The organism is Luteipulveratus mongoliensis, from assembly GCF_001190945.1.
Lineage (GTDB): Bacteria > Actinomycetota > Actinomycetes > Actinomycetales > Dermatophilaceae > Luteipulveratus > Luteipulveratus mongoliensis.
In genome coordinates, this window is record NZ_CP011112.1 from 3326539 (window position 1) to 3350497 (window position 23959).

19 protein-coding genes and 1 riboswitch are annotated in these 23959 nt (G+C 68.2%); of the genes, 12 read left to right on the top strand and 7 right to left on the bottom strand.

Annotated features, from left to right (window positions below; all coding sequences use genetic code 11):
• Positions 1 to 4: 4 nt before the first annotated feature.
• On the bottom strand, positions 5 to 1525 hold the full coding sequence (gene dop / locus VV02_RS15840) for a depupylase/deamidase Dop (protein WP_218917424.1): 1521 nt from the start codon (positions 1523 to 1525) through the stop codon (positions 5 to 7).
• 76 nt (positions 1526 to 1601) lie between these two features.
• Here dop and VV02_RS15845 point away from each other — a divergent pair, with 76 nt between their 5' ends.
• Together VV02_RS15845 and VV02_RS15850 are read left to right on the top strand one after the other, a co-directional pair.
• A complete protein-coding gene (locus VV02_RS15845; RefSeq protein WP_052592996.1) occupies positions 1602 to 2981 on the top strand; it encodes an alpha-amylase in 1380 nt (459 codons plus the stop codon).
• A gap of 17 nt (positions 2982 to 2998) precedes the next feature.
• The gene (locus VV02_RS15850; protein WP_052592998.1) at positions 2999 to 4054 is read left to right on the top strand and encodes a Gfo/Idh/MocA family protein; all 1056 of its coding nucleotides are present in this window, start codon (positions 2999 to 3001) and stop codon (positions 4052 to 4054) included.
• On the opposite strand, the gene VV02_RS15855 is transcribed toward VV02_RS15850, so the two are convergent.
• The gene (locus VV02_RS15855) at positions 4024 to 6036 is read right to left on the bottom strand and encodes an MFS transporter (protein ID WP_245633103.1); all 2013 of its coding nucleotides are present in this window, start codon (positions 6034 to 6036) and stop codon (positions 4024 to 4026) included. The genes VV02_RS15850 and VV02_RS15855 overlap by 31 nt on opposite strands.
• A 159-nt stretch (positions 6037 to 6195) precedes the next feature.
• On the opposite strand from VV02_RS15855, the gene VV02_RS15860 reads away from it, so the two are divergent.
• Positions 6196 to 6582, top strand: coding sequence for a DUF3054 domain-containing protein (locus VV02_RS15860; protein WP_052593000.1), 387 nt, complete (start codon positions 6196 to 6198; stop codon positions 6580 to 6582).
• Positions 6583 to 6623: 41 nt separating this feature from the next.
• Here VV02_RS15860 and arc read toward each other — a convergent pair whose 3' ends face one another.
• Genes arc through VV02_RS15875 form a run of 3 tightly spaced genes read right to left on the bottom strand, consistent with a single transcriptional unit; the run spans position 6624 to position 10612 of the window.
• Positions 6624 to 8411 carry a proteasome ATPase gene (gene arc / locus VV02_RS15865; RefSeq protein ID WP_179945363.1) on the bottom strand — a complete coding sequence of 596 codons (1788 nt, stop codon included), beginning with the start codon at positions 8409 to 8411 and terminating at the stop codon, positions 6624 to 6626.
• Between the two features lie 23 nt (positions 8412 to 8434).
• Positions 8435 to 9439: a tRNA (adenine-N1)-methyltransferase gene (locus VV02_RS15870; protein WP_052593004.1), complete on the bottom strand. Its 1005-nt coding sequence runs from the start codon at positions 9437 to 9439 to the stop codon at positions 8435 to 8437.
• 33 nt (positions 9440 to 9472) lie between these two features.
• Positions 9473 to 10612: a site-2 protease family protein gene (locus VV02_RS15875; RefSeq protein WP_052593006.1), complete on the bottom strand. Its 1140-nt coding sequence runs from the start codon at positions 10610 to 10612 to the stop codon at positions 9473 to 9475.
• Between the two features lie 63 nt (positions 10613 to 10675).
• On the opposite strand from VV02_RS15875, the gene VV02_RS15880 reads away from it, so the two are divergent.
• The 9 genes from VV02_RS15880 (at position 10676) to VV02_RS15920 (ending at position 19340) form a co-directional block, all read left to right on the top strand.
• Entirely contained in the window at positions 10676 to 11518 is an 843-nt protein-coding gene (locus tag VV02_RS15880) for a RecB family exonuclease (RefSeq protein WP_052593008.1), read from the top strand.
• 1 nt (position 11519) lies between these two features.
• On the top strand, positions 11520 to 12182 hold the full coding sequence (locus VV02_RS15885; RefSeq protein ID WP_169787701.1) for a DNA methyltransferase: 663 nt from the start codon (positions 11520 to 11522) through the stop codon (positions 12180 to 12182).
• Between the two features lie 159 nt (positions 12183 to 12341).
• Entirely contained in the window at positions 12342 to 13202 is an 861-nt protein-coding gene (locus VV02_RS26445; protein ID WP_052593009.1) for a hypothetical protein, read from the top strand.
• 178 nt (positions 13203 to 13380) lie between these two features.
• Positions 13381 to 13491: riboswitch (TPP riboswitch) on the top strand.
• A 118-nt stretch (positions 13492 to 13609) separates the two neighbouring features.
• On the top strand, positions 13610 to 14740 hold the full coding sequence (thiO, locus tag VV02_RS15895) for a glycine oxidase ThiO (protein ID WP_052593011.1): 1131 nt from the start codon (positions 13610 to 13612) through the stop codon (positions 14738 to 14740).
• Positions 14737 to 14943 carry a sulfur carrier protein ThiS gene (gene thiS / locus VV02_RS15900; RefSeq protein ID WP_052593013.1) on the top strand — a complete coding sequence of 69 codons (207 nt, stop codon included), beginning with the start codon at positions 14737 to 14739 and terminating at the stop codon, positions 14941 to 14943. The genes thiO and thiS overlap by 4 nt, the downstream gene beginning before the upstream one ends.
• Position 14944: 1 nt before the next feature.
• Complete coding sequence (locus tag VV02_RS15905; protein WP_052593015.1) at positions 14945 to 15724, top strand: thiazole synthase; 780 nt, start codon at positions 14945 to 14947, stop codon at positions 15722 to 15724.
• Positions 15721 to 16374, top strand: a complete 654-nt coding sequence (locus VV02_RS15910) for a thiamine phosphate synthase (RefSeq protein WP_052593017.1) — start codon at positions 15721 to 15723, stop codon at positions 16372 to 16374. The genes VV02_RS15905 and VV02_RS15910 overlap by 4 nt, the downstream gene beginning before the upstream one ends.
• Positions 16371 to 18098 (top strand): phosphomethylpyrimidine synthase ThiC, encoded by a 1728-nt coding sequence (thiC, locus tag VV02_RS15915; RefSeq protein ID WP_052593018.1) that lies wholly within the window; start codon positions 16371 to 16373, stop codon positions 18096 to 18098. Before VV02_RS15910 ends, thiC begins: the two co-directional genes overlap by 4 nt.
• Before the next feature lie 147 nt (positions 18099 to 18245).
• A complete protein-coding gene (locus tag VV02_RS15920) occupies positions 18246 to 19340 on the top strand; it encodes a WD40 repeat domain-containing protein (protein WP_052593020.1) in 1095 nt (364 codons plus the stop codon).
• Between the two features lie 3 nt (positions 19341 to 19343).
• On the opposite strand, the gene VV02_RS15925 is transcribed toward VV02_RS15920, so the two are convergent.
• Complete coding sequence (locus tag VV02_RS15925; RefSeq protein WP_052593021.1) at positions 19344 to 20015, bottom strand: HAD family hydrolase; 672 nt, start codon at positions 20013 to 20015, stop codon at positions 19344 to 19346.
• Positions 20015 to 23854, bottom strand: a complete 3840-nt coding sequence (metH, locus tag VV02_RS15930; RefSeq protein WP_083450218.1) for a methionine synthase — start codon at positions 23852 to 23854, stop codon at positions 20015 to 20017. Before metH ends, VV02_RS15925 begins: the two co-directional genes overlap by 1 nt.
• Between the last annotated feature and the right edge of the window lie 105 nt (positions 23855 to 23959).

The following is a 23959-nucleotide window of genomic DNA, read 5'->3' on the forward strand; positions in this document are numbered from 1 at the left end:
CCGGTCAGGCCGTGTCCTGAGACAACCGCCGCAGCAGGTCGGCGGCGTCGGTGCTCTCGTCCAGCAGCGCGCCCACCCCGGCCTTGGTGCCGCGCTCGGGCTCGAGCATGGGGACGCGCTGCAGGCTCGGCTGGCCAGGGACGTCGAAGATGATCGAGTCCCAGGACGCGGCCGCGACCTCCTTGGGGAAGCGGGCGAGGCAGGTACCGCGGAAGTAGGCCCGCGTGTCCTCGGGCGGCTCGGTGACGGCCCGGCGTACGACGTCCTCATCGACGAGCCGCTCGACCGCACCTTTGGCGAGAAGCCGGTTGAACAGCCCCTTGTCCTCGCGGACATCCGACCACTGGATGTCGATCGCGCGCAGCCGGGGGTCCGACCACTCGAGCCCGCCTCGGTCCTGATAGCTGCGCAGCAGCCGCAGCTTGGCGACCCAGTCCAGCTCGCGGTAGAGGCTCATCGGGTCGGTCTCCAGACCCGTCAGCACCTGCTCCCATCGCTGCATGACCTCGGCCGTGTCGTCGTCCGGCATGCCGCCGTGCGTCGCCTCGAGCCACTTGGAGGTCATCTCGAAGTAGCGCCACAGCAGCTGCACCGAGGTCATCTGGCGGCCGCTCAGGAGCTTGACCGGCGTCTTGAGCGACGGGTCGTGGCTGAGGTCGCGCAGGGTCGTGACCGGCTGCGCCAGGGTGAGGTCCTCGGTGATCGCGCCGGCCTCGATCATGCCGAGCACGAGGCTCGTCGTGCCCATCTTGAGCACGTTGGCGACGTCGCAGTGGTTGGCGTCGCCGATGATGACGTGCAGCCGGCGGTAGCGGTCGGCCACGGCGTGCGGCTCGTCGCGGGTGTTGATGATGGGTCGCTTGAGCGTTGTCTCGAGGCCGACCTCGACCTCGAAGAAGTCCGAGCGCTGCGCGATCTGGAAGCCATGCTTGGTCGACTCGGTGCCGATGCCCACGCGCCCCGAGCCGCACATCACCTGGCGGACCGTGAAGAACGGCACCAGGTGGCGCACGATGTCGCTGAACGGCGTCTCACGGCTCATCAGGTAGTTCTCGTGGGTGCCGTAGGAGCTGCCCTTGCCGTCGGTGTTGTTCTTGTAGAGGTTGACGCCCGGCATGTCAGGGATCGACAGCAGCCGTACGGCCTCGCGCATCACGAGCTCGCCCGCCCGGTCCCACGCCACGGCCGCGCGGGGCGTCGTGACCTCGGGCGAGCTGTATTCCGGATGGGCGTGGTCGACGTAGAGCCGGGCCCCGTTGGTCAGGACCACGTTGGCGAGGGTCGGGTCCTCCTCGTCCGTCAGCTGGCTCGGGTCCGCCTGCGAGCGCGCCACATCAAAACCACGGGCATCGTGCAGCGGCGTCTCGTCCTCGTAGTCCCAGCCGGCGCGCGCGGCGCGCATGCCGACCTGCGAGGCGTACGCCGTGACGACCCGTCCCGAGAGCACCATCGGGTTGGCCTCGGGGTTGCCCGGGACCGAGATGCCGTACTCGGTCTCGATCCCCATCACGCGGCGAACTGTCATGTCCGCAACCCTAGGCGCAGGCTCCCCGGCCGCTAGCGTCTCCCTCGGTTCGCACTCACGACCTGAGGAGCCCGCCATGTCCCGTACGACCCTCGCCCTTGCCCTGAGCGCTGCAGGTTGCCTGAGTCTCGGGCTACCGGCGCCCGCCAGTACGGCTCAGACCGCGGCTGGCACCAAGGACGTGACAGCGGTGCTGTTCGAGTGGTCCTTCGCCTCCGTCGCGCGGGAGTGCACCCAGCGGCTCGGTCCGGCCGGCTACGGCTCGGTGCAGGTATCTCCCCCTGCCGAGCACATCCAGGGCTCGCAGTGGTGGACCTCGTACCAGCCGGTGAGCTACAAGATCGCCGGTCGCCTCGGCGACGCCCACGCGTTCAAGAACATGATCAGCACCTGCCACGCGGCCGGTGTGAAGGTCGTCGTCGACACGGTCATCAACCACATGTCGGCCGGCAGCGGCACGGGCACCGGAGGGTCGGCGTACACCAAGTACGACTACCCCGGGCTCTACTCCACCCGCGACATGGACGACTGCACGTCCGAGGTCACCAACTATGCGGACCGCGCGAACGTCCAGAACTGCGAGCTGGTCGGACTCGCGGACCTGGACACCGGCGAGGAGTACGTCCGCTCGACGATCGCCGGCTACCTCAACACGCTGCTCGGCTACGGCGTCGACGGCTTCCGGATCGACGCCGCCAAGCACATCCCGGCCGGCGACCTCGCCAACATCAAGTCCCGCCTGACCAACCCGTCGGCGCCGTGGAAGCAGGAAGTGATCACCGGCGACGGCAATGCCGTCCAGCCCACGGAGTACACCGGGACGGGCAAGGTCCAGGAGTTTCGTTACGCGTACGACCTCAAGCGGGTCTTCAACAACGAGAACCTCGCCTACCTCACCAACTTCGGCGAGGGCTGGGGCTACCTCCCCAGCTCCGACGCTGCCGTCTTCGTGGACAACCACGACACCGAGCGCAACGGCTCGACGCTGAGCTACAAGAGCGGCGCCGCCTACACGCTCGCCAACGTCTTCATGCTGGCTTGGCCCTACGGAACGCCCGATGTGCACTCCGGCTACGAGTGGTCCGACAGCGACGCGGGGCCGCCCAACGGCGGCACTGTCAACGCGTGCTGGCAGAACGCCTGGAAGTGCCAGCACGCCTGGCCCGAGATCCAGTCGATGGTGGCGTTCCGCAACGCCACCGGTGGCCAGCCCGTCACGGGTTGGTGGGACAACGGCGGTGACGCGATCGCCTTCGGACGTGGCAGCGCTGGCTATGTGGCGATCAACCACGAGTCGACCTCGCTGACGCGCACGTTCCAGACGTCACTGCCCGCGGGCTCCTACTGCAACGTGCAGAGCAACCAGCCGGTGAGCGTCGACGGATCGGGTCAGCTGACCGCGACCCTGGGTCCCGACACGGCACTCGCGATCTATGCGGGCAAGACCAGCTGCTGACGCGTCAAGATAGGCGCATGTCTGCTCCTGTCACGCTCCCCCAGCCCCGCACCCTCGACCCGCAGGACGCGCCTCCCGTGCGCTGGGGCGTGATCGGCCCCGGTGGCATCGCCTCGAGCTTCGTGTCGGCGCTGCGAGCCGGGACGCAGCAGCAGGTCGTCGCGGCCGGGTCGCGCAGCCTGGACCGGGCGCAGGCGTTCGCGGACGAGCACGGCGGCTTCGCGGCGTACGGCAGCTATGAGGAGGTCGTGGCTGATCCTGACGTCGACGTGGTCTATGTCGCGTCCCCGCACTCTCAGCATCACGAGCACGCTCTGCTCGCGCTGAGGGCCGGCAAGCACGTTCTTGTCGAGAAAGCCTTCACTCGCAACGCTGCCGAGGCAGCTGAGGTGGTCGACACCGCCCGCGCGCAAGGTTTGTTCTGCATGGAGGCCATGTGGTCCCGCTTCCTCCCCCACTACGACGTCATCCGTCAGGCCGTCGAAGGCGGGCTGCTCGGCAGCCTGCAGACCGTCATCGCCGACCACGGCCAGCACCTCTATCCGAACGGCCCGGAGCGGCTCAGCTCGCCCGACCTCGCCGGTGGCGCGTTGCTGGACCTCGGGATCTACCCGATCTCTTTCTCCGCCATGTTGATTCGCGAGTTCGCCAAGGTCAGCGCAGCGGGCATCCTCACCGATCTTGGCGTTGATGCCCAGGCGTCCATCACCCTGCAGGGTGCCTCTGGAGAGCTCGCTGTGTGCACGTCCACCATGACCGCTCAGACGACCAACACCGCTGTGGTTGCTGGAAACTCGGCGCGTCTCGAGATCGACGGGTGGTTCTATCAGCCCAACGTCGTACGCCTCATCGCGGTCGGCGACAAGGAGCTCGACCGCTACGAGCCCGCCGCCGACGACCGCGAGCACGGTCTGCGCTACGAAGCCGCTGAGGTGGCCCGATGCATCACGGCCGGTCGCCTAGAGTCCGAGCTCATGCCGCTCGACGAGACGCTGCGCATCATGACGGTGATGGACGACGTACGCCGCCAGCTCGGCATCGCCTACCCGGGCGAGCCGGCCGCCTCGGCCTGAGGCACGCCCACGGCCTGATCGCGCCTGCTGGCGAGCTGCAGGTCGACGTCGAGAGACGCGTTGGTTACCACGATGCTGCGCGACGTCGAGCACTCCGTGGCCGGGTCGATTGCCGTCAGCACGTATCGCCCGGGCGGCGGCAGCTCGGTGCAGTAGCGACCATCGTCGTTGGTGGTGGCCGTCGACTGGTACTCGCCGGAGTGCTTCACCAGGGCGACCGGTACGCCGACCTCCGGCTCACCGTCGCGCAGCACCGTGCCGCGGACCGAGAGTCGGTCGAGCATGTCCAGGGCCGGGATCGCCTCACCTTGGATGTCCCAGAAGAGTGATCGCGAGGCGAAGCCGTCGGCCGAGACCACGAGCACGTGGCGACCGAGCTCGCCGATGGCCAGCCGGTAGGTGCCACGCTCGTCGGTGCGGCCCCAGTCGACGTGCTGGCCGTCCGGCCGGATCGCCGTGACGACCGCGCGGGTCAGCGGCTTGCCGTCGGTGTCGATGACTTGACCGGACACGATGTGCTCGGCGTGGTCGCCGGATGACACCCGGTCACGCTCAGCCGTCGCGCCCGCTGCGGCCTTCGCCGCGGCGGCCCGAGGCAGCAGCATCGCGACACCGGCCGCGGCTGTGGCTGCCAGCGCGGCCAGCCAGAAGCTGTGCTTGAAGGCGTCCAGAGTGGGCACGGTGACCGCGCCGAGCTGCATGGTGGTCGCGGACAGCAGCGCGGCCAGGGCAGCCGAGGACGTGGTCGTACCCACTGCACGCAGCAACGTGTTGAGTCCGTTGGCGGACGCGGTCTCGGTGATGGGTACAGCGCGCATGATGAGGGTCGGCATCGCGGCGTAGCCGACGGCCGTGCCGATGGAGATGACGCTGGAGCCGATGACGACCTGGGTGATCGAGTCGGTCAGGAACACCCGTCCGACGTAGCCGACGACCATGATCAGGGCTCCGACGATAAGGGTCGTACGAGCACCGAACCGGCGCGTGATCGCCGCCGAGATCGGCGAGAACAGCACCATCGACAGGCCACCGGGCAGCATGCACAGACCGGCCGCGGTGACGCTCAGCCCGAAGCCGTAGCCCGTCGCCTTGGGCATCTGCATCTGCTGGGTCGTGCTCAGCATGTTGCCGAACATCGCGAAGCCCAAGAGGATCGAGGCGATGTTGGTGAGCAGCACCGGCTTGCGAGCCGACGTACGCAGGTCGACCATCGGCTGGCCGGTCCGCAGCTGGAGCGGTGCCCAGATCGCCGCGACGACCACGGCCAGCAGGAAGCAACCGAGCGTCGCCTCGCTGGTCCAGCCCCACGTGCCGCCCTTGGAGATGCCGAGCATCAGCGCGCCGAGGGCGACGGACAGCAGCAACGCACCTACGTAGTCGAAACGACCGCCCGTGCGGACCTCTGACTCCGGGACGACCAGCAGTACCAGCACGAACATCAACGCCGCGAAGACCACCGAGACCCAGAACAGCGCGTGCCAGGAGAAGTGCTCGTAGATCACACCCGCCAGCGGCATCCCGATCGCGCCGCCGATGCCGAGCGTCGCACTCATGAGCGCTACGGCACCGCCGACCTTCTCACCCGGCAGCTCGTCGCGCATGATGCTGATCCCGACCGGGATGAGTGAGGCGCCGATGCCCTGAAGACCACGACCGAGCAGCACCGCGGGCAGACCGGAGAGCAGCGCGGGGATGAGCGAGCCGATCACGACCGCGCCGAGCGCGAACAGCATCATCCGCCGTTTGCCGAACATGTCGGCCAGGCGCGACACGATCGGCGTCGCGACCGCACTGACGAGCAGCGTCACCGTGACCAGCCACGAAGCGTTATCGGCGGTGGTGCCGAGGATCTTCGGGAAGTCAGGGAGCAGCGGCACCACGAGCGTCTGCTGCAGGGACACGACGGTCCCACAGATGCTCAGGACAGCAATGACGAGTGCCGTTGAGGGACGGCGACGTTCGGACACAGACGGGCTGGACAACGGACTCCTCGGGCGCGGCGCGAGCATCGAACGGCCGACGGCCGCGAGCTCGAAAGGTTTGCGGGTGACGGTCCCGCCCCTTCAGTCAATCATCGTTGCTCTATGCATCGCCAGTTTGCCTCCCCTGCTGAGACCGGCGTCACGGCTAGGTTGGCGCTCATGAGTCCGCGCGCCGCCATCGGCCTTGCTCTCGATGTCGTCCTCGTGCTCGTCTTCGCCGCCATCGGTCGCGCAAGCCATGACGAGGGCAACGCGGTGGTCGGCGTCCTGGCTACGGCCGCACCATTCGTGGCCGGCACGGCCGTGGGCTGGATCGTGGTCAGCCGGCCCGGCCGGCGGAGCCCGCTCGACCTCGGGCCGGGCATTCCCGTGTGGCTCTGCACGGTGGCCGTCGGGATGGTGCTGCGCCGCGTCGTCGGAGACGGGACGGCCCTGTCGTTCGTGATCGTGGCCACGCTGGTGCTGGGGGCCTTCCTGCTCGGCTGGCGCGCGGCGTACGCACGCTGGCGCGGAAGCAGACAACGGCAGAAGGTCCGAGCGTCATAGCGCTCGGACCTTCTGCCGTCGGACTGCTCGGGCTGCTCGGACTACAGGTATTGGCCGGTGTTGGCGATCTGGTCGATCGAGCGACCAGGCTCGGCACCGTCCTTGCCACTGATGAGCGTGCGGATGTAGACGATCCGCTCGCCCTTCTTGCCCGAGATCCGCGCCCAGTCATCGGGGTTGGTGGTGTTGGGCAGGTCCTCGTTCTCCTTGAACTCATCGACACAGGACCGCAGCAGATGGTCCACCCGGATGCCCTTGGCACCGATGGTCAGCTGGTCCTTGATGGCCATCTTCTTGGCGCGGTCGACGATGTTCTGGATCATCGCGCCGGAGTTGAAGTCCTTGAAGTACAGGATCTCCTTGTCGCCACCGGCGTAGGTGACCTCCAGGAAGCGGTTCTCGTCGATCTCGGTGTACATCCGCTCGACCGTTGCCTGGATCATCGCCTCGACGGTGTCCTCGACCGAACCACCGTGCTCTGCGACATCGTCCGCGTGCAGCGGCAGCTCGGTGGTGACGTACTTGCTGAAGATGTCCCTGGCGCTCTCGGCGTCCGGGCGCTCGATCTTGATCTTCACGTCGAGCCGGCCGGGTCGCAGGATGGCCGGGTCGATCATGTCCTCGCGGTTGGAGGCACCAATCACGATGACGTTCTCGAGCCGCTCGACACCGTCGATCTCGGCCAGCAGCTGCGGCACGATCGTGGTCTCGACATCAGAGGAGACACCGGATCCGCGGGTGCGGAACAGACTCTCCATCTCGTCGAAGAACACGACCACGGGCGTGCCGTCCGAAGCCTTCTCGCGAGCCCGCTGGAAGATCAGCCGGATGTGCCGCTCGGTCTCACCGACGTACTTGTTGAGCAGCTCGGGACCCTTGATGTTGAGGAAGTACGACTTCGTCTCGCCCCGACCGGTCTTCTCCGCAACCTTGCGGGCCAACGACGCCGCGACGGCCTTGGCGATGAGCGTCTTGCCACAGCCGGGAGGGCCGTAGAGGAGCACGCCCTTCGGCGGCCGCAGCAGGTGCTCACGGAACAGGTCGGCGTGCAGGTAGGGCAGCTCGACGGCATCGCGGATCGCCTCGATCTGACCGGCCAGACCACCGATGTCCTCGTAGCGGATGTCGGGGACCTCCTCCAGGACCAGGTCGGCGACCTCGGCCTTGGGGATTCGCTCGAAGACGAACCCGCTGCGGCTGTCGAGCAGCAGCGAGTCACCGATCCGGATCTCCTCGACCTTGAGGCTGTCGGCGATGCGGCAGACGCGCTCCTCATCGGCGTGCGAGACGACGAGCACGCGTGCGTCGTCGAGGATCTCCTTGGTGGTGACGAGATCTCCGACCTGCTCGAATCCCACGGCGGCGACGATGTTGAGGGCCTCGTTGAGCATGACCTCACGGCCAGGCGCCATCCGGTCGACCTCGACCGACGGGCTCACGGCGACCCGCATCTTGCGGCCACTGTTGAGGACGTCGGCGGTGCCGTCGTCATGGACCGAGACGACGATGCCGTACGACGCCGGCGGCTGGGCTAGCCGGTCGACCTCTCCCTTGAGCGTGACAATCTGCTCGCGGGCTTCCTTGAGGGTGCGTACCAGACGTTCGTTCTGCGCGGACAACGTGCCCATCGAGGACTGGAGCTGTAGGACCTGCTGCTCCAGATGACGTTGACGGACCGGACCGTGCGACAGCTTGTCGCGCACTGCGTCGACCTCGTCACGAAGGCGATCTTGCGGGTTCTCGGAACGGGGGTCGTGAGTCGAGTCACTCATGCGGGCCTCCTTCGCCGGGCGCCAAGTGGCGCATCCACGTCGTGAAGAACGTGCCATTTGACCCTAACCTGCGGACCTGTTCAGAGCTTGGATTGATCACCCAATGAGCGGGCGAGCTTCCTCACCTTCTTGTCCGACACGGGTCGCTCGCCGAAGTCCTCGGCGGTGGGTGACTCGATGTCCGAGACGTCGACGTAGCCCTTGGCAGGACGCCGTTTGCGCAGTGGTGGCGTGACTCCGGGCGCCAGCCGACGGGTGGTGATCAGGAAGCCGGTGTGACCGTGCATCCGGTGCTGAGGGCGGACGGCAAGCCCTTCCAGATGCCAGCCGCGCACCATGGACTCCCAGGCCTCGGGCTCGGTGAAGCCGCCGTGGTCGCGCGCGGCCTCTGCAACCCGCGAGAGCTGGGTCGCAGTCGCGACGTAGCAGATGAGCACGCCACCGGGCACGAGCGCATCGGCCACGACATCCAGACACTCCCAGGGCGCCAGCATGTCCAGGACGACGCGATCGACGCTGCCGTCCTCGACAGCGTCGGGCAGCGTCTCGACGAGATCACCGACGGTCACGGTCCACGCCGGGTGGTCGACACCGAAGAACTCGCGCGCATTGCCCCGTGCGATCTGGGCGAAGTCGTCGCGGCGCTCGAAGGACAGCACCCGGCCGCTGTCGCCGACGGCCCGCAGCAGCGACATGCTCAGCGCCCCGGATCCGACTCCGGCCTCGACCACGGTGGCTCCGGGGAACACATCCGCGAAGGTGACGATCTGGCCGGCGTCCTTGGGATAGACCACGGCGGCCCCGCGCGGCATGGACATCACGTAGTCCGACAGCAGCGGCCGGAGCGCGAGGTACTCGACGCCCGCGGTGTTGGTGACCGTCGAGCCGTCCGGCGACCCGATCAGGTCGTCATGGAGCAGGTGCCCGCGGTGGGTGTGGAACTGCTTGCCGGGCACCAGAGTGATGGTGTGCAGCCGACCCTTGGGATCCGTGAGCTGAACACGCTCGCCCTCGATGAAGGGGCCGCGCCGCAGACTGGCTCCGGTGGGCGCGCTCGGCGCAGGCTGGTCGGGCTCGGTGGTCATGACGGGTCAGTCTAGGTACGACGGCCGCTCGCCTCAGGTGCGCCCGTCCGCCTGTCGCAGGGCGTCGGCGAGCCGCTGGGTCACCACGAGCCCAACTGCCCGTGGGTCCTCGCGGGTGATGACCACGACCTGCTCCGCGCCGGAGGCCTGGACGGCGCCGAGCACGTCACTCACGTCCGCGTCCATGGAGGGCACCTGGATGGCCCATCCAGCGGGCTGTGCGCGAGCGACGGAGGCCAGGACGGCGTGCTCCCGCGACCCTGGTGGGATGGCCGCCACGGCCTGCGTGTCGACGAGTCCCCATAGGCCACGTGACTCGCTGTGCACTGCCACCGGTCCCGGGGGCATCAGGTCGAGAGCAGCCACCGGCGTGGAGTCGTCCAGGATGGTGAGGGGGTCGGCGACCGAACGCAGTGGCACCCGATCGACGATGTGCTTGACCTGGCCGGCCCTGATCGACGCACTGGCGCCGGCCCACAGGAAGGTCGCGAGGAAGACCGACCACGCCACCGTGACCAGGGACGGCGACTCGCCCTGGAGCAGCGGACGGAGCAGCGCCCACGCCAGCACGGCAACGGTCACGACCCGTCCGCACCAGCCGGCCACGACCATGCCCTTGGCGCGCGACCCCGTGATCCGCCAGACCAGCGCGTCGACGAGGTAGCCGCCGTCGAGCGGCAGGCCGGGCAGCATGTTGAAGGCCGCCACGAGCGCGTTGCTCCAGGCCACAACCGCAACGAGGGTCTCCGGCACGCCATCGGGCGTCGCGGGCAGCGCGAGCCAGGCGATGAGCGCGAGGACTCCGTTGCTGAGCGGTCCGACCACCGCGACCAGCGCGGTGGAGCCGGGAGAGGTGTCGGCGTGCTCGTACGCCGTGTGCCCGCCCCAGAGGTCGGCCACGATCCGGGAGACGCGGTAGCCGCGTGCCTGACCCATGAGCGCGTGCGCGGCCTCGTGCACCAGCACGGAGATGAGGAGGAGGACCGCGTAGATGGCAGCCACGAGGTAGGCCTTGGCGCCGAGATCAGGGCGCTGGTCCTGCAGCTGCGGTCCGAAGAGGGCGACGATCACGACGGCGATCACCGGCCAGGTGCGGCCCAGATAGACCGGCACGCCGCGAAGCGTGCCGATCTGCCAGCCCGGTGCGGAGCCGGACGCGTCGGCTCCAGACATGAGGCGAGCGTAGCTGTGGACAGGGCAGGTCCTGGTGTCGGTAGTGGCGCCTAGAGTTCCTGCATGGTCGCCGCACTGTCACCGAGCCGGGCCTCGGACTTCATGCAGTGCCCGTTGCTCTACCGCTTCCGCGTCATCGACCGGTTGCCTGAGGCACCGAGCGCTGCAGCCGCCCGAGGCACGCTCGTGCATGCCGTGCTGGAGCGCCTGTTCGATGTTCCCGCGGCCGAGCGCACGGTCGCGGCGGCGCAGGCCCTGCTCGAGCCGCAGTGGGCGGCCCTCGTCGAAGCCGAGCCGGCCCTCGCCGAGCTCGTGGGTGACGAGGCCGAGGCGCACGCGACCTGGCTCGCGGAGGCCGCGCGACTCGTCGAGCGGTGGTTCCTGCTGGAGGACCCGACGCGTCTCGAGCCGGCCGAGCGCGAGCTCTACGTCGAGGCCGATGTGGACGGGCTCCTGCTACGCGGCTACGTCGACCGCCTCGACATCGCACCGACGGGCGAGCTTCGCGTCGTGGACTACAAGACCGGGCGCGCGCCGTCGGAGTTGTTCGAGGCCAAGGCGCTGTTCCAGATGAAGTTCTACGCGCTGGTCCTGTGGCGGACCAGAGGTGTTGTGCCCCGGATGCTCCAGCTGGTCTACCTCGGCAACTCCGAGCTCATCCGTTACGCGCCCGATGAGGCCGACCTGCTGGCGACCGAGCGCAAGGTCAAGGCGCTGTGGGCGGCGATCGAGCGCGCCGCAGAGACCGGTGACTGGCGTCCGAAGAAGTCGCGGCTGTGCGACTGGTGCGATCACAAGGCTCGCTGTCCCGAGTGGGGTGGCACTCCCCCGCCGCTGCCCGATGACGCCTCTGCTCGCGCCCTCGACCCGCGGCGTGCCGGTGAGGTCGAGGTGGCGGTGGACTGACGTGACCGCTGCCCTTCCGATGCGGCGGTACGTCTTCGTGCGCCACGACGACGTCATCCGCGAGCGGCACCCGTCGGCCACCGAGGACGTGCACTTCGCCCAAGCCGTCGTCTCAGCCGTGCTGGACGACCTGACTCAGCCTGGTGATCGCGTACTCGATCCGTTCGCCGGGTTCGGTACGACGTTGTGCGTCGCCGAGCGCAATGATCGGGTCGCAACAGGCGTGGAGCTCATGCCCGAACGCTGCTCAGTGATCCGAGAGACAGCGCCGAACTCCGTTGTTGTACAAGGTGATTCGCGACGGCTTCTCGATCTGGTCGATGGTCCTTTCGACCTCGTCCTCACGTCACCGCCCTACATGACGGCCACCAACCATCCCCAAGATCCGTTCGAAGCGTACGAGCAGCTCGGCGCCACCTACGACCGATATCTCGACGAGCTCACGGACGTCGTACGCCAGGCGGCTAGCCTGCTGCGCCCGACCGGTCACGTCGTCCTCAATGTCGCCAACATCGCGGCCGAGGACCACTTCACGCCGCTTGCATGGGACGTCGCCCGAGCGGTGTCGCGCGTCGCGACACTCAGGCAGGACGTGGTGGTCTGCTCTGACCATCCGCTCGCCGATCTGGCCGGTGACTACCTGCTCGTCTTCACGCCGCGCTAGCCGCAATGTTTCAGGCGTGACCCACTTCTGAAAGTGACCCCACGGCTGCGTCCGGTTGGGCCACAGTCCGAGGCGCGGCCAGTCTGACCACGGGGGTATGGCGGGTACGCACCCACTGATATCGGCCCGGCTGGGCCCGGGCCCTGAAGGGGACCTCTCGTGACCACTACACGCGCACGCTCGACCGCCGCTGCCCTCGGCCTGACCGCGGCGATGGGACTCGGCGTTCTGGCGACGACTGCGGCCGTCGCTGCCCCGCCCGGCAACAACGGCACGCTCAAGGTGCACGAGCTCGGCACGCCGGCCAACACCGAGAGCAACGACCCCAAGGTCTGCAAGTTCAACTTCGAGGTCTACGGCCTCGACGCCGGCCAGGACGGCCTGATCAAGGTGGCGCCGCAGGGTGGCGACACCGACACCACCGACACCGTCGAGGTGCCGCTGCTCGCCACGGACGACAACGGTGACGGCCAGACGGTCTACGTCAACGCCGACCCCGACGGCGAGACCGACGGGCTGACGCTGGAGGACGGCCACTACAAGGCGACGCTGTACAACAAGTTCGGCACCGAGGAGATCAAGAAGGCCAAGAGCAAGGTCTTCAAGGTCATCTGCGACGAGCCGACCCAGCCGCCGACCACCACATCGACGAGCACGCAGCCGCCCACATCCACGACCACGTCGAGCACGTCGACGGCGAGTTCCTCGACCTCGTCGACGTCCAACCCGACGACCCCGAGCACGACGGGCAGCACCACCACCGAGCCATCGTCGTCGAGCTCCTCGTCATCGACCTCGTCCAGCACGACTGGCTCGACCGGGTCGACCACGACGCCAGGCGACACGACGACGCCGCCGCCTGGCGGGACGACACCCCCGCCCAGCGGCCCTCCGGTGCAGACCGACTGGTTGCTTCTCGGGAGCAACGGATCCAACACGGTGCTGACCGGTTTGGCCGCGGTAGTGCTCGGCCTGGTCGTCGGTGCCGCCTACTGGATGCGCCGCCGCCTGACCGACTGATCCTGAGCGGGGACCCTGTCCCCGAGTGAGCACCTGAGGGTGGGTTCCGCGCTGCGGAGCCCACCCTCTGGCCATCTCGCCTCAGCCGAAACACGTTGCAAACCAATGCTTCTCGCCACTTCGCCCCCTGATCTGCAACCACCTGGGTCGCACTCAGCGACGTTGCTGGTACGGTCGGCACGTCCTTCGCGGGAGTCCGGCGCACCGGGCTGAGAGGGGGCTGTCGCGGCCTCGACCGTTCCGACTTGATCCGGGTCATGCCGGCGCAAGGAGAAGTCGATCGTGTCGTACGCCGTGGTGGTGCATCCCTTCGTCGGAGCCTGTCGTCTCGAGCATGCCTCGAGCACCGCTCCGCCTGATCCGAACGGATGGTGTCCCCGGCACGTGATCCCCACCCGAGCTCGCCGATGACTGTCGCAGTCGTCGGTGGTGGGATCGCTGGCCTCTCCGCCGCATGGGGACTCTGCCGGCGCGGCCTCGACGTGGTCGTGTACGACGACCGCGCGACTGGGCGCGCTTCGCCCGTGGCCGCCGGCATGCTCGCACCGGGTTCGGAGCTGGACTACGGGCACGACGCGCTCCATCGACTGTGCGAGGAGTCGCTGGCGCGATGGGACCGGTTCGCCGACGAGATCTCCGCGGCGAGTGGCATCGACATCGCTCCTCGTCCGCCCGGCACTCTCCTGGTCTCCATCCATCCTGACGACGACGACCGACTCGTGCGCCGAGCCGCATTGCTGGCCACGCAGAGCGTGCCGGCCGAGATGCTCTCGGCCGCGATGTGCAGGCAGTGCGAACCCGAGCTCACGAACAGGGCACGTGGCTGCCTCCGAATCCCCCGTGACACGTCCGTCGATGCACCCGTCGTCATCCGTGCGCTGCGAGCAGCCCTGCAGGACAACGGAGCTCGGATCGTGACCGACCGCGTTCTGCTCGCGCGCAGCGGCGGGCGAGTGATCGGCGTACGGCGTGGGGATCGCCTCGTGCCCACCGACGCCGTCGTCCTCGCGGCCGGTGTGCAGAGCACGAGCCTTGCGGCGGATGTCGACGAGACCGTGCCGACCCGACCGGTCAAGGGCGAGATCCTCCGCCTGCGGACCTCGGACGACCTGCTCACCCAGACCGTCCGGGCGCGGGTCGACGAGGTCGATGTCTATCTCGTGCCTCGCGACGACGGCGAGATCGTTGTGGGCGCCACGAGTGCCGACGTCGGCCACGACACCCGACGCACGCCGCGCGCGATCCTCGACCTCCTGTCTGCAGCGACCACCGTCCTCCCACAGCTCAGGGACGCCGAGCTGCTCTCTCACGATGTCGGCCTCCGGCCTGGAACGCCCGACAACGGGCCCTACCTCGGGGCCACGGAGGTGGACGGTCTGTTCGTGGCCACCGGCCACTACCGACATGGGTTCCTGCTCGCTCCGATCACCGCGGACGCGCTCGCCGCGGCCGTACTCGGCGAACCGCTCAACCCGGCTGCTGCTGACTTCACTCTTGCCCGCCATCGATCCGCATCGCACAGGAGGCAGACCGTATGACCGCGACGATCCTCGTCAACGGCGAACCCGCCCGGCACCGCCCAGGACTGACCGTGACCGAGCTCCTGGAGTCCCGTGGTCTCCAGAGCATGAGCGTGGCCGTGGCCCTGAACGGCGCCGTCGTGCACCGTGAGGAGTGGGCCGGCACCGTCGTACCCAGCGGTGGCGAGGTCGAGATCCTGACGCCGATGCAGGGCGGCTGAGGTGACCGAGCACGAGGACGTTCTCGAGCTCGCCGGTCGCAGCCTGCGGTCCAGGCTGCTGCTCGGATCCGGCGGTGCGATCAGCCCGAGCTCACTCACCGACGCCGTCCTGGAGTCCGGCACGGGCGTGGTGACCGTGTCGATGCGGCGCGCCGGCGATGGGGTCGCGAACGGCTTGATGGAGGCGCTCGCGGGACTACCGGTCGAGATCCTGCCCAACACCTCCGGGTGCCGCACCGCGCGTGAGGCGGTCCTGGTGGCCGAGCTGTCGCGTGAGGCGCTCGGCACCGACTGGGTCAAGCTCGAGGTCGTGGCCGACGACCGTACGCTCCTGCCGGACGTCATCGAGCTGCTCGACGCAGCAAAGGCATTAGTGGACAACGGTTTTCACGTGCTGCCATACACCGGCGACGACCCGGTCGTCGCTCGGCGACTGCAAGATGTGGGATGCGCAGCGGTGATGCCGCTGGGTGCCCCGATCGGCAGCGGGCTCGGCATCCGCAACCCGCACGCGATCTCCCTCCTGCGCGAGCAGGTCACGGTGCCGGTCATCCTGGATGCCGGCATCGGTACGGCCTCCGAGGCGGCTCTGGCCATGGAGCTCGGCTGCGACGCCGTGCTCCTCGCCACCGCAGTCACCCGTGCTGAGCGGCCGGTGGTCATGGCGCGTGCCATGCGACGAGGCGTCGAGGCCGGACGGCTGGCCCACCTCGCCGGCCGCATCCCGCAGCGTCGTCTGGCACAGGCATCGTCTCCCTTGGCCGGGGTCCTCGGGTCATGAGGGATGTCCCGCGCCTCCTCCTCGTCACGGATCGGACGCAGCTCGCCGATCCGACCAATCTGCTCGATGTCATCGCTGCCGCCGTTGCGGCCGGTGCGCACGACGTCCTGCTGCGCGAGCGGGACCTCACACCCGCGGCGTACGCACCGCTCGCCGACCAGGTCGACGCGATCCTTCGCTCGGTCGGCGGCCGTCTTGTGGTGCGGGACATGGCGCACGCCACCGGGCGGCGCGGCGTGCACCTGCGTTCCAGCGATCCCCAGCCGAGGCGACGTCCGGCCCTGCTCGGCCGATCTGTCCACGACACAGGGCAGCTCGCCGCTGCGCGCGTTGCGGGAAGCGACTACGTGACCTTGTCTCCCGTCGCGCTGTCGACGTCCAAACCCGACTACGGGCCGCCGCTTGGTCCGGCTGGAATCAGCCGGACTCGCGCCGCGGTCCCCGGAGCGCCGCCGGTTCTTGCCCTCGGCGGTGTCGAAACACCGCTGGTGCCGCAGCTCCTGGCGGCCGGTGCGTACGGCATCGCCGTGATGGGGGCCGTCATGCGCGCACCGGACCCCGCCCTCGTCGTCGAGCAACTCCTCGACGCCCTCCAGTCCAGTCCACCGAACCGATCCATCATGTCCGACTTGAAGGAGCCACGAGCATGACCAACCCGTCGTCCAACGCGCGCACCAAGGTCTACGCCGAAGGCCCTCACGGCCTCCGCGTCCCGTTCACCGAGATCGAGCTCGACCCCTCTCCGGGCACCGGCGAGGCCAACCCGCCGTTCCGGATCTACGACACCTCCGGACCCGGCTCGACACCGGAGGAAGGGCTCGCGCCCCTCCGCCACGCCTGGATCAAGGACCGCGAGGACGTCGAGACCTACACCGGCCGGGGACGTCAGCTGACCGATGACGGGCGCTCCGCGGTACGACGCGGCGAGTCTGCGGCAGAGTGGCGTGGCGTACGCCGAGAACCGTTGCGTGCCAAGGCTGGTCACCGAGTGACGCAGATGCACTACGCCCGCCTCGGCATGGTGACACCAGAGATGGAGTTCATCGCGGTCCGCGAACGCTGCGACGTGGAGCTGGTGCGGTCCGAGGTGGCGGCCGGACGCGCGATCATCCCGGCCAACATCAATCATCCCGAGACCGAGCCGATGATCATCGGCAAGGCATTTCTGGTGAAGGTCAACGCCAACATCGGCAACTCGGCTGTCACCTCCTCGATCGCGGAGGAGGTCGACAAGATGTCCTGGGCCACGAAGTGGGGTGCCGACACGGTCATGGACCTGTCGACCGGAGACGACATCCACACCACCCGCGAGTGGATCGTGCGCAACTCCCCCGTACCGATCGGCACGGTGCCGATCTATCAGGCGCTGGAGAAGGTCGACGGCAACGCCGACCAGCTCACGTGGGAGACCTACCGCGACACGGTGATCGAGCAGTGTGAGCAAGGCGTGGACTACATGACCGTGCACGCCGGGGTGCTGCTGCGCTACGTGCCGCTGACAGCCAACCGCATCACCGGGATCGTCAGCCGCGGCGGCTCGATCATGGCCGGCTGGTGCCTGGCGCACCACGAAGAGAGCTTCCTCTACACCCACTTCGACGAGCTCTGCGAGATCTTCGCGCAGTACGACGTCGCGTTCAGCCTGGGTGACGGGCTGCGGCCCGGCTGCACGGCCGACGCCAACGACGAGGCACAGCTGTCGGAGCTGCGTACGCTCGGCGAGCTCACCTCGCGCGCGTGGGAGCACGACGTGCAGGTGATGGTCGAGGGCCCGGGTCACGTGCCGCTCAACCTCGTCGAGGAGAACGTCCGGCTCGAGCAGGAGTGGTGCCACGGCGCGCCGTTCTACACCCTCGGACCGCTCGCCACCGACATCGCCCCGGGTTACGACCACATCACCTCCGCCATCGGTGCCGCGACGATCGCGATGCACGGCACCGCGATGCTCTGCTACGTCACGCCCAAGGAGCACCTCGGCCTGCCGGACCGCGACGATGTGAAGACCGGCGTCATCACCTACAAGCTGGCTGCGCATTCCGCTGACATCGCCAAGGGTCACCCTGGCGCGCGCGACTGGGACGACACGTTGTCCAAGGCGCGCTTCGAGTTCCGGTGGAACGACCAGTTCAACCTCTCGCTGGACCCGGACACAGCGCGGTCGATGCACGACGAGACGCTGCCTGCCGACGCTGCCAAGACGGCGCACTTCTGCTCGATGTGCGGTCCGAAGTTCTGCTCCATGCGGATCAGCCAGGACGTACGGGACCGCTTCGGGTCGACGCCTGCTGACGTCCAGGAAGGGATGGAGCAGATGAGCAAGACGTTCGTCGAGCTCGGCTCGTCGGTCTACGTCGACGCCTCCCCCAGCGACTGACCCGAACGTCGGTCGGGGTCCTACGACCTGGTCGTAGGACCCCGGTCGGCCGGATCGTCCCAGGTCCCGTAGAGCCGAATCGCCTGTCCCGGCAATGCTGTTCACACAGCGGCAACGAGCGCCGCATCTGAGCAAGGGGGAAAGACGATGAATGCGAACACGATTCGGCGCAGCGCACTCGTGGCGTCAGGCACATTGGTGGCTGCCGCGGGACTGATCACCGGCACGGGGCTCGCCGACGCTGCACCCTCCGGTGGCGCGCACGCCGCGGTCTCGAGCGGGGTCGTACCGCCGCCCGGCGCGCCGACGGCGTACGGCTACACCGCGCTCGTCCGCCACGCGACCGGGCCGACGGACAACAAGGGTGCGCTCGTGCTGCTCGCCCCGAACGGCCAGCACACCACGATCGGCGCAGTGTCCAACGACGCCTTTGTCCTCGACATCAGCAGCAACGCACGCACCATCGTCACCGGGTTCTTCGTCGGCACCGGCAGCGAGCTGCGACTGACGATCTGGGATGCCGAGACCAAGAAGCCGACATACCTGCGCGTGCCCAATGGGAGCACGGCGACCCTCGTCAAGGACGGCCTGGTCGTCTCCCGCTACGACAAGCCCGCACAGCTCTTCTCGCGTGCCGGCAAGCTGCTGAAGACCTACTCGGGAGGCGCGTCCGGCGAACTCGCCGCGACGGCCGACGGCACCCGCGTGCTGCAGTCCGACACCGCCGGTCGAGTCTTCGTCCGCGATGTGGCCGGCGGCACGATCATCAAGACCGTGCCGATCCCGAAGGGCGAGCGGTGGTGCACCCCGGACTACCAGTACGGCGCTACCGAGTTCACCATGAGCTGCAGCAAGGACGCCGGCTTCAGCCAGGTGTACCGGTTCGGTCTGGCCACCAGCACCGCGGCGATCCTGACGGTGAGCCACGACAACCAGGCGCAGAGCGGCCGCAAGGTCAGCGCGGGCGTGCTCTTCGACGCCTCGACCGAGTCGCCCGCCCCGACTCCCATGCTGGCCAAGGGAAACACCTTCACGAGCCTGAAGGTCGGGGGCGTACCGAACTACAGCGTCGCCGGCGCCTACGGTGACGCTGCTTACCTCTGGGGCGACGGCCAGGACTGGACTCCCTGGAACGGCATCTACCGCTACACGATCAGCACGGGCAAGACGACCAAGGTCGCGGGCACCAACACCCCGCTCGGCGGCTTCGTCACCTCTGCCGTCACCGTCGACGGCACCTGAGGATCAGGGACGTACGAGCGGCAGCAGGTCGTCGGCGGTCAGACCGTCGAGAGTGTCGATCTGCGTCACTCCCTCGATCGGGGGGACCGTGACGATGTGCGGGACCGCGATCGTGGGTACGCCGGCCGCGACAGCTGAGCGGACACCGGGCGGTGAGTCCTCAATTGCCACACAGTCTTCCGGGCGGACGCCGAGTGCGGCGGCGGCCGTCAGGTAGGGCTCCGGATGCGGCTTGCCATGGGTCACCGCGTCACCGGTGACAACCGCCGCGAAGGTGCCCTCCGGCACTGCCTCGATCAGCACCTCGGCGAACGAGGTGTACGACATCGTCACCAACGCGCACGGAACCCCTTGCGCACCAAGGGACTTGAGGAGCTCTGCTGCGCCCGGACGCCATGGCACGTGCTCGTTCATCCGTTCTGCGACGCCCTTGAGCAGAACGTCGACGACCTCCTCCGGCGACAAGGTGACCGGCGAGTTGGCGAGAATGATCTCGGCCGACACCAGCAACGGGTTCCCGACGAGCTGGTGGGCGATCTCGTCCGACCAGGCGCCACCGTAGGACTCGACGAGCTGGCGCTCCACGCTGATCCAGAACGGCTCGGTGTCGACGATGGTGCCGTCCATGTCCCACAGGACGGCAGCCGGAAGCCCGGCGTCGAGGCGTGACTCCATCAGTCCTCCGGCTCGTAACCGAGGTTGGGCGAAAGCCACTTCTCCGCCTGCGCGAGTGTCCAGCCCTTGCGGTCGGCGTACTCCTCGACCTGGTCACGATCGAGCCGCCCGACCACGAAGTACTGCGACTGCGGGTGGGAGAAGTAGAAGCCGCTGACGGCCGCGCCCGGCCACATCGCCATGCTCTCCGTGAGCTGGATACCGGTCTGCTGCTCGACATCGAGCAGCTCCCAGAGGAGCTCCTTCTCAGTATGGTCGGGGCAGGCGGGATAGCCCGGCGCCGGCCGGATGCCGGCGTACTTCTCGCCGATGAGGTCCTCGTTGGTGAGGTGCTCATCGCCGGCGAAACCCCAGAACTCCTTGCGCACCCGCTGGTGCATCCGCTCGGCGAACGCCTCGGCCAGCCGGTCGGCCAGCGACTCGAGCAGGATCGCGCTGTAGTCGTCGAGGTCGGCCTTGAACTTGGCGATCTGCTCCTGCGAGCCGAGTCCGGCGGTGACCGCGAAGCCACCGATGTAGTCGCGCAGGCCGGTCTCCTTGGGCGCCACGAAGTCGCCGAGCGCGCGGTTGGGGATGCCCTCTCGGTGCTGGCCCTGCTGGCGCAGGTGGTGCAGCGTCATCCGGACCTGCGTGCGGGACTCGTCGGTGTAGACCTCGGTGTCATCGCCGACCCCGTTGGCCGGGAACAGCCCGATGATCCCGTTGGCGGTCAGCCACTTCTCCTCGATGAGCCGGTCGAGCATCACCTGTGCGTCGTCATAGAGCTTGCGCGCGGTGTCACCGGTGGCCGGGTTGTTGAGGATGTCAGGGAAGCGACCCTTCATCTCCCACGCGTTGAAGAACGGCTGCCAGTCGATGTACTCGCGCAGCTCCTCGAGGGAGTAGTCGTGGAACGTCTTGGTGTACGACGCCCCGCCCGTCGGGTGGGGACCCTCGTGCATGTCCTTGGCCTGCTGGGCGAGCAGGTGCGGGCGCGGCGGCTGGTAGCCGGACCAGTCGACCGGAGTCGCGTTGGCGCGAGCCTGCTCGAGGCTGATCAGCGGGCGGTCGTTCTTCTTGGCCGCGTGCCGTTTGCGCAGGGAGTCGTACTCCTGGGTGACCTGCTCCAGCAGCGCCGGGCGGCGCTCGTCCGACAGCAGTGAGGCGACGGTCGGCACGGAGCGCGACGCGTCCTTCACCCAGATGACCGGGCCGTGATATTTCGGCTCGACCTTGACGGCCGTGTGCGCCTTGGAGGTCGTGGCGCCGCCGAGCAGCAGCGGGATGTCCAGACCCTGCCGCTCCATCTCCTCGGCGAACGACACCATCTCGTCCAGCGAGGGCGTGATGAGGCCGGACAGCCCGATCACGTCGGCGTTCTCCGCCTTGGCAGCGTCCAGGATCTTCTGGCCCGGCACCATCACGCCGAGGTCGACCACGTCGTAGTTGTTGCACTGCAGGACCACGCCGACGATGTTCTTGCCGATGTCGTGCACGTCGCCCTTGACCGTGGCCATGACGATCTTGCCCTTGGCCCGCTGGACGTCGCCGGGCTTCTTCTCGGCCTCGATGAACGGGATGAGGTGGGCGACGGCCTTCTTCATGACGCGCGCCGACTTCACCACCTGGGGCAGGAACATCTTGCCGGCGCCGAACAGGTCGCCGACGACGCCCATGCCGTCCATCAGAGGGCCTTCGATGACCTCGAGCGGGCGGCCACCGGACGCCGACAGCTCCTGTCGCATCTGCTCGGTGTCGTCGACGATGAACTCGTCGATGCCCTTGACCAGCGAGTGCGTGATGCGCTCCCTGACGGGCAGACCGCGCCACTCCTCGGTGACGACCTCCTTCTCGGAGCCGTCGGACTGGAACTGATCGGCGATCTCCAGCAGCCGCTCGGTCGAGTCCTCGCGCCGGTTGAGGATGACGTCCTCGATCCGCTCGCGCAGCTCGGGGTCGATCTCGTCGTAGACCACGAGCGCACCGGCGTTGACGATGCCCATGTCCATGCCGGCCGAGATCGCGTGGTACAGGAAGACCGCGTGGATCGCCTCGCGGACCGGGTTGTTGCCTCGGAACGAGAACGACACGTTGGAGACGCCACCGGACACCAGCGCGCCCGGGAGGTTCTGCTTGACCCACCGGGCACCCTCGATGAAGTCGACGCCGTAGTTGGCGTGCTCCTCGATACCGGTCGCGACGGCGAAGATGTTGGGGTCGAAGATGATGTCCTCGGCCGGGAACCCGACCTCCTCGGTCAGGATCCGGTACGCCTCGCCGCAGATCTCCTTGCGACGCTCCAGCGTGTCCGCCTGGCCCTGCTCGTCGAACGCCATCACGACGACGGCCGCGCCGTACTTGCGGCACAGGCGCGCGTGCTCGATGAACGGCTCGACGCCTTCCTTCATCGAGATCGAGTTGACGATCGCCTTGCCCTGGATGCACTTCAGACCGGCCTCGATGACCGCGAACTTGGAGGAGTCGACCATCACGGGCACGCGGCAGATGTCGGGTTCGCTGGCGATCAGCTTGCAGAAGCGATCCATCGCCTCCACGCCGTCGATCATGCCCTCGTCCATATTGATGTCGATGACCTGCGCGCCGGCCTCGACCTGCTGGCGGGCGACGGCCAGCGCGGTGTTGTAGTCGCCGTTCTTGATCAGCTTGCGGAAGCGGGCCGACCCGGTGATGTTGGTGCGCTCACCGACGTTGACGAAGAGGGTCTCCTCGACGATGTTGAGCGGCTCGAGGCCGGACAGCCGACAGGCCGGCGACGTCGTGGCCGGGACCCGAGGCGCCTTGCCCTCGACCGCCTCGGCGATCGCGGTGATGTGCTCCGGAGTCGTGCCGCAACAGCCGCCCAGGAAGTTGACGAGGCCGTCAGCGGCGAAACCCTCGACGACGGTCGCCATCTGCTCGGCCGTCTCGTCGTACTCGCCAAAGGCGTTGGGCAGACCGGCATTCGGGTAGCAGGAGATGAAGCAGTCGGCCAGGCGAGAGAGCTCGGCGACGTACTGCCGCATGTCGGAGGCACCGAGCGCACAGTTCAGGCCGATGGCGAGCGGCCGGGCGTGGCGGACGCTGTTCCAGAACGCCTCGGTGACCTGTCCGGACAGCGTGCGGCCGGACGCGTCGGTGATGGTGCCGGAGATGATGACCGGCCAGCGGCGCTCGCGCTGCTCGAAGAGCGTCTCGAGCGCGAAGATCGCGGCCTTGGCGTTGAGGGTGTCGAAGATCGTCTCGACCACGAGGATGTCCGAGCCGCCGTCGACGAGGCCGTTGGCCTGCTCGAGGTAGGCCGACACCAGCTCGTCGTAGCTGACGTTGCGCTTGCCCGGGTCGTTGACGTCGGGCGAGATCGAGCCGGTGCGGTTGGTCGGGCCGAGCGAGCCGGCGACGTAGCGCGGCCGGTCGGGCGTCTTCGCCGTCATCGCGTCGCACTCGGCCCGCGCCAGCTGCGCCGAGGCGAGGTTGAGCTCGTACGACAGCTCCTCCATGCCGTAGTCGGCCATCGAGATGACCTGGGCATTGAAGGTGTTGGTGCCGATCACGTCGGAGCCGGCCTCGAGGTTGAGCCGGTGGATCTCGCTGATCACCTCGGGCTGGGTCAACGACAGCAGGTCGTTGTTGCCCTTGATGTCGGAGGGCCAGTCCGCGAAGCGCTCGCCGCGGTAGTCCTCCTCGGAGAACTTGTGACGCTGGATCATCGTGCCCATGGCACTGTCGAGCACCAGGATGCGCTCGCGCAGAACCTGCGTGAGCTCATCGGTCAGGTCCGGCCGAAGCTGGGTTGCATCAGGCTTGGGCGGGGTGGCGAGCCCGGCGGACCGGCTCTCGCGCTCGTCGGAGCGGCTGCTCACTGTTTCCTCCAACTGCTGGATGGCTCCAGCGACGGGTGTGCGGTCATCTTAACGACGCGCCGCGACACGTTTTCGGCCCGCTTCGACGTAGGGGCCGGTCGATCC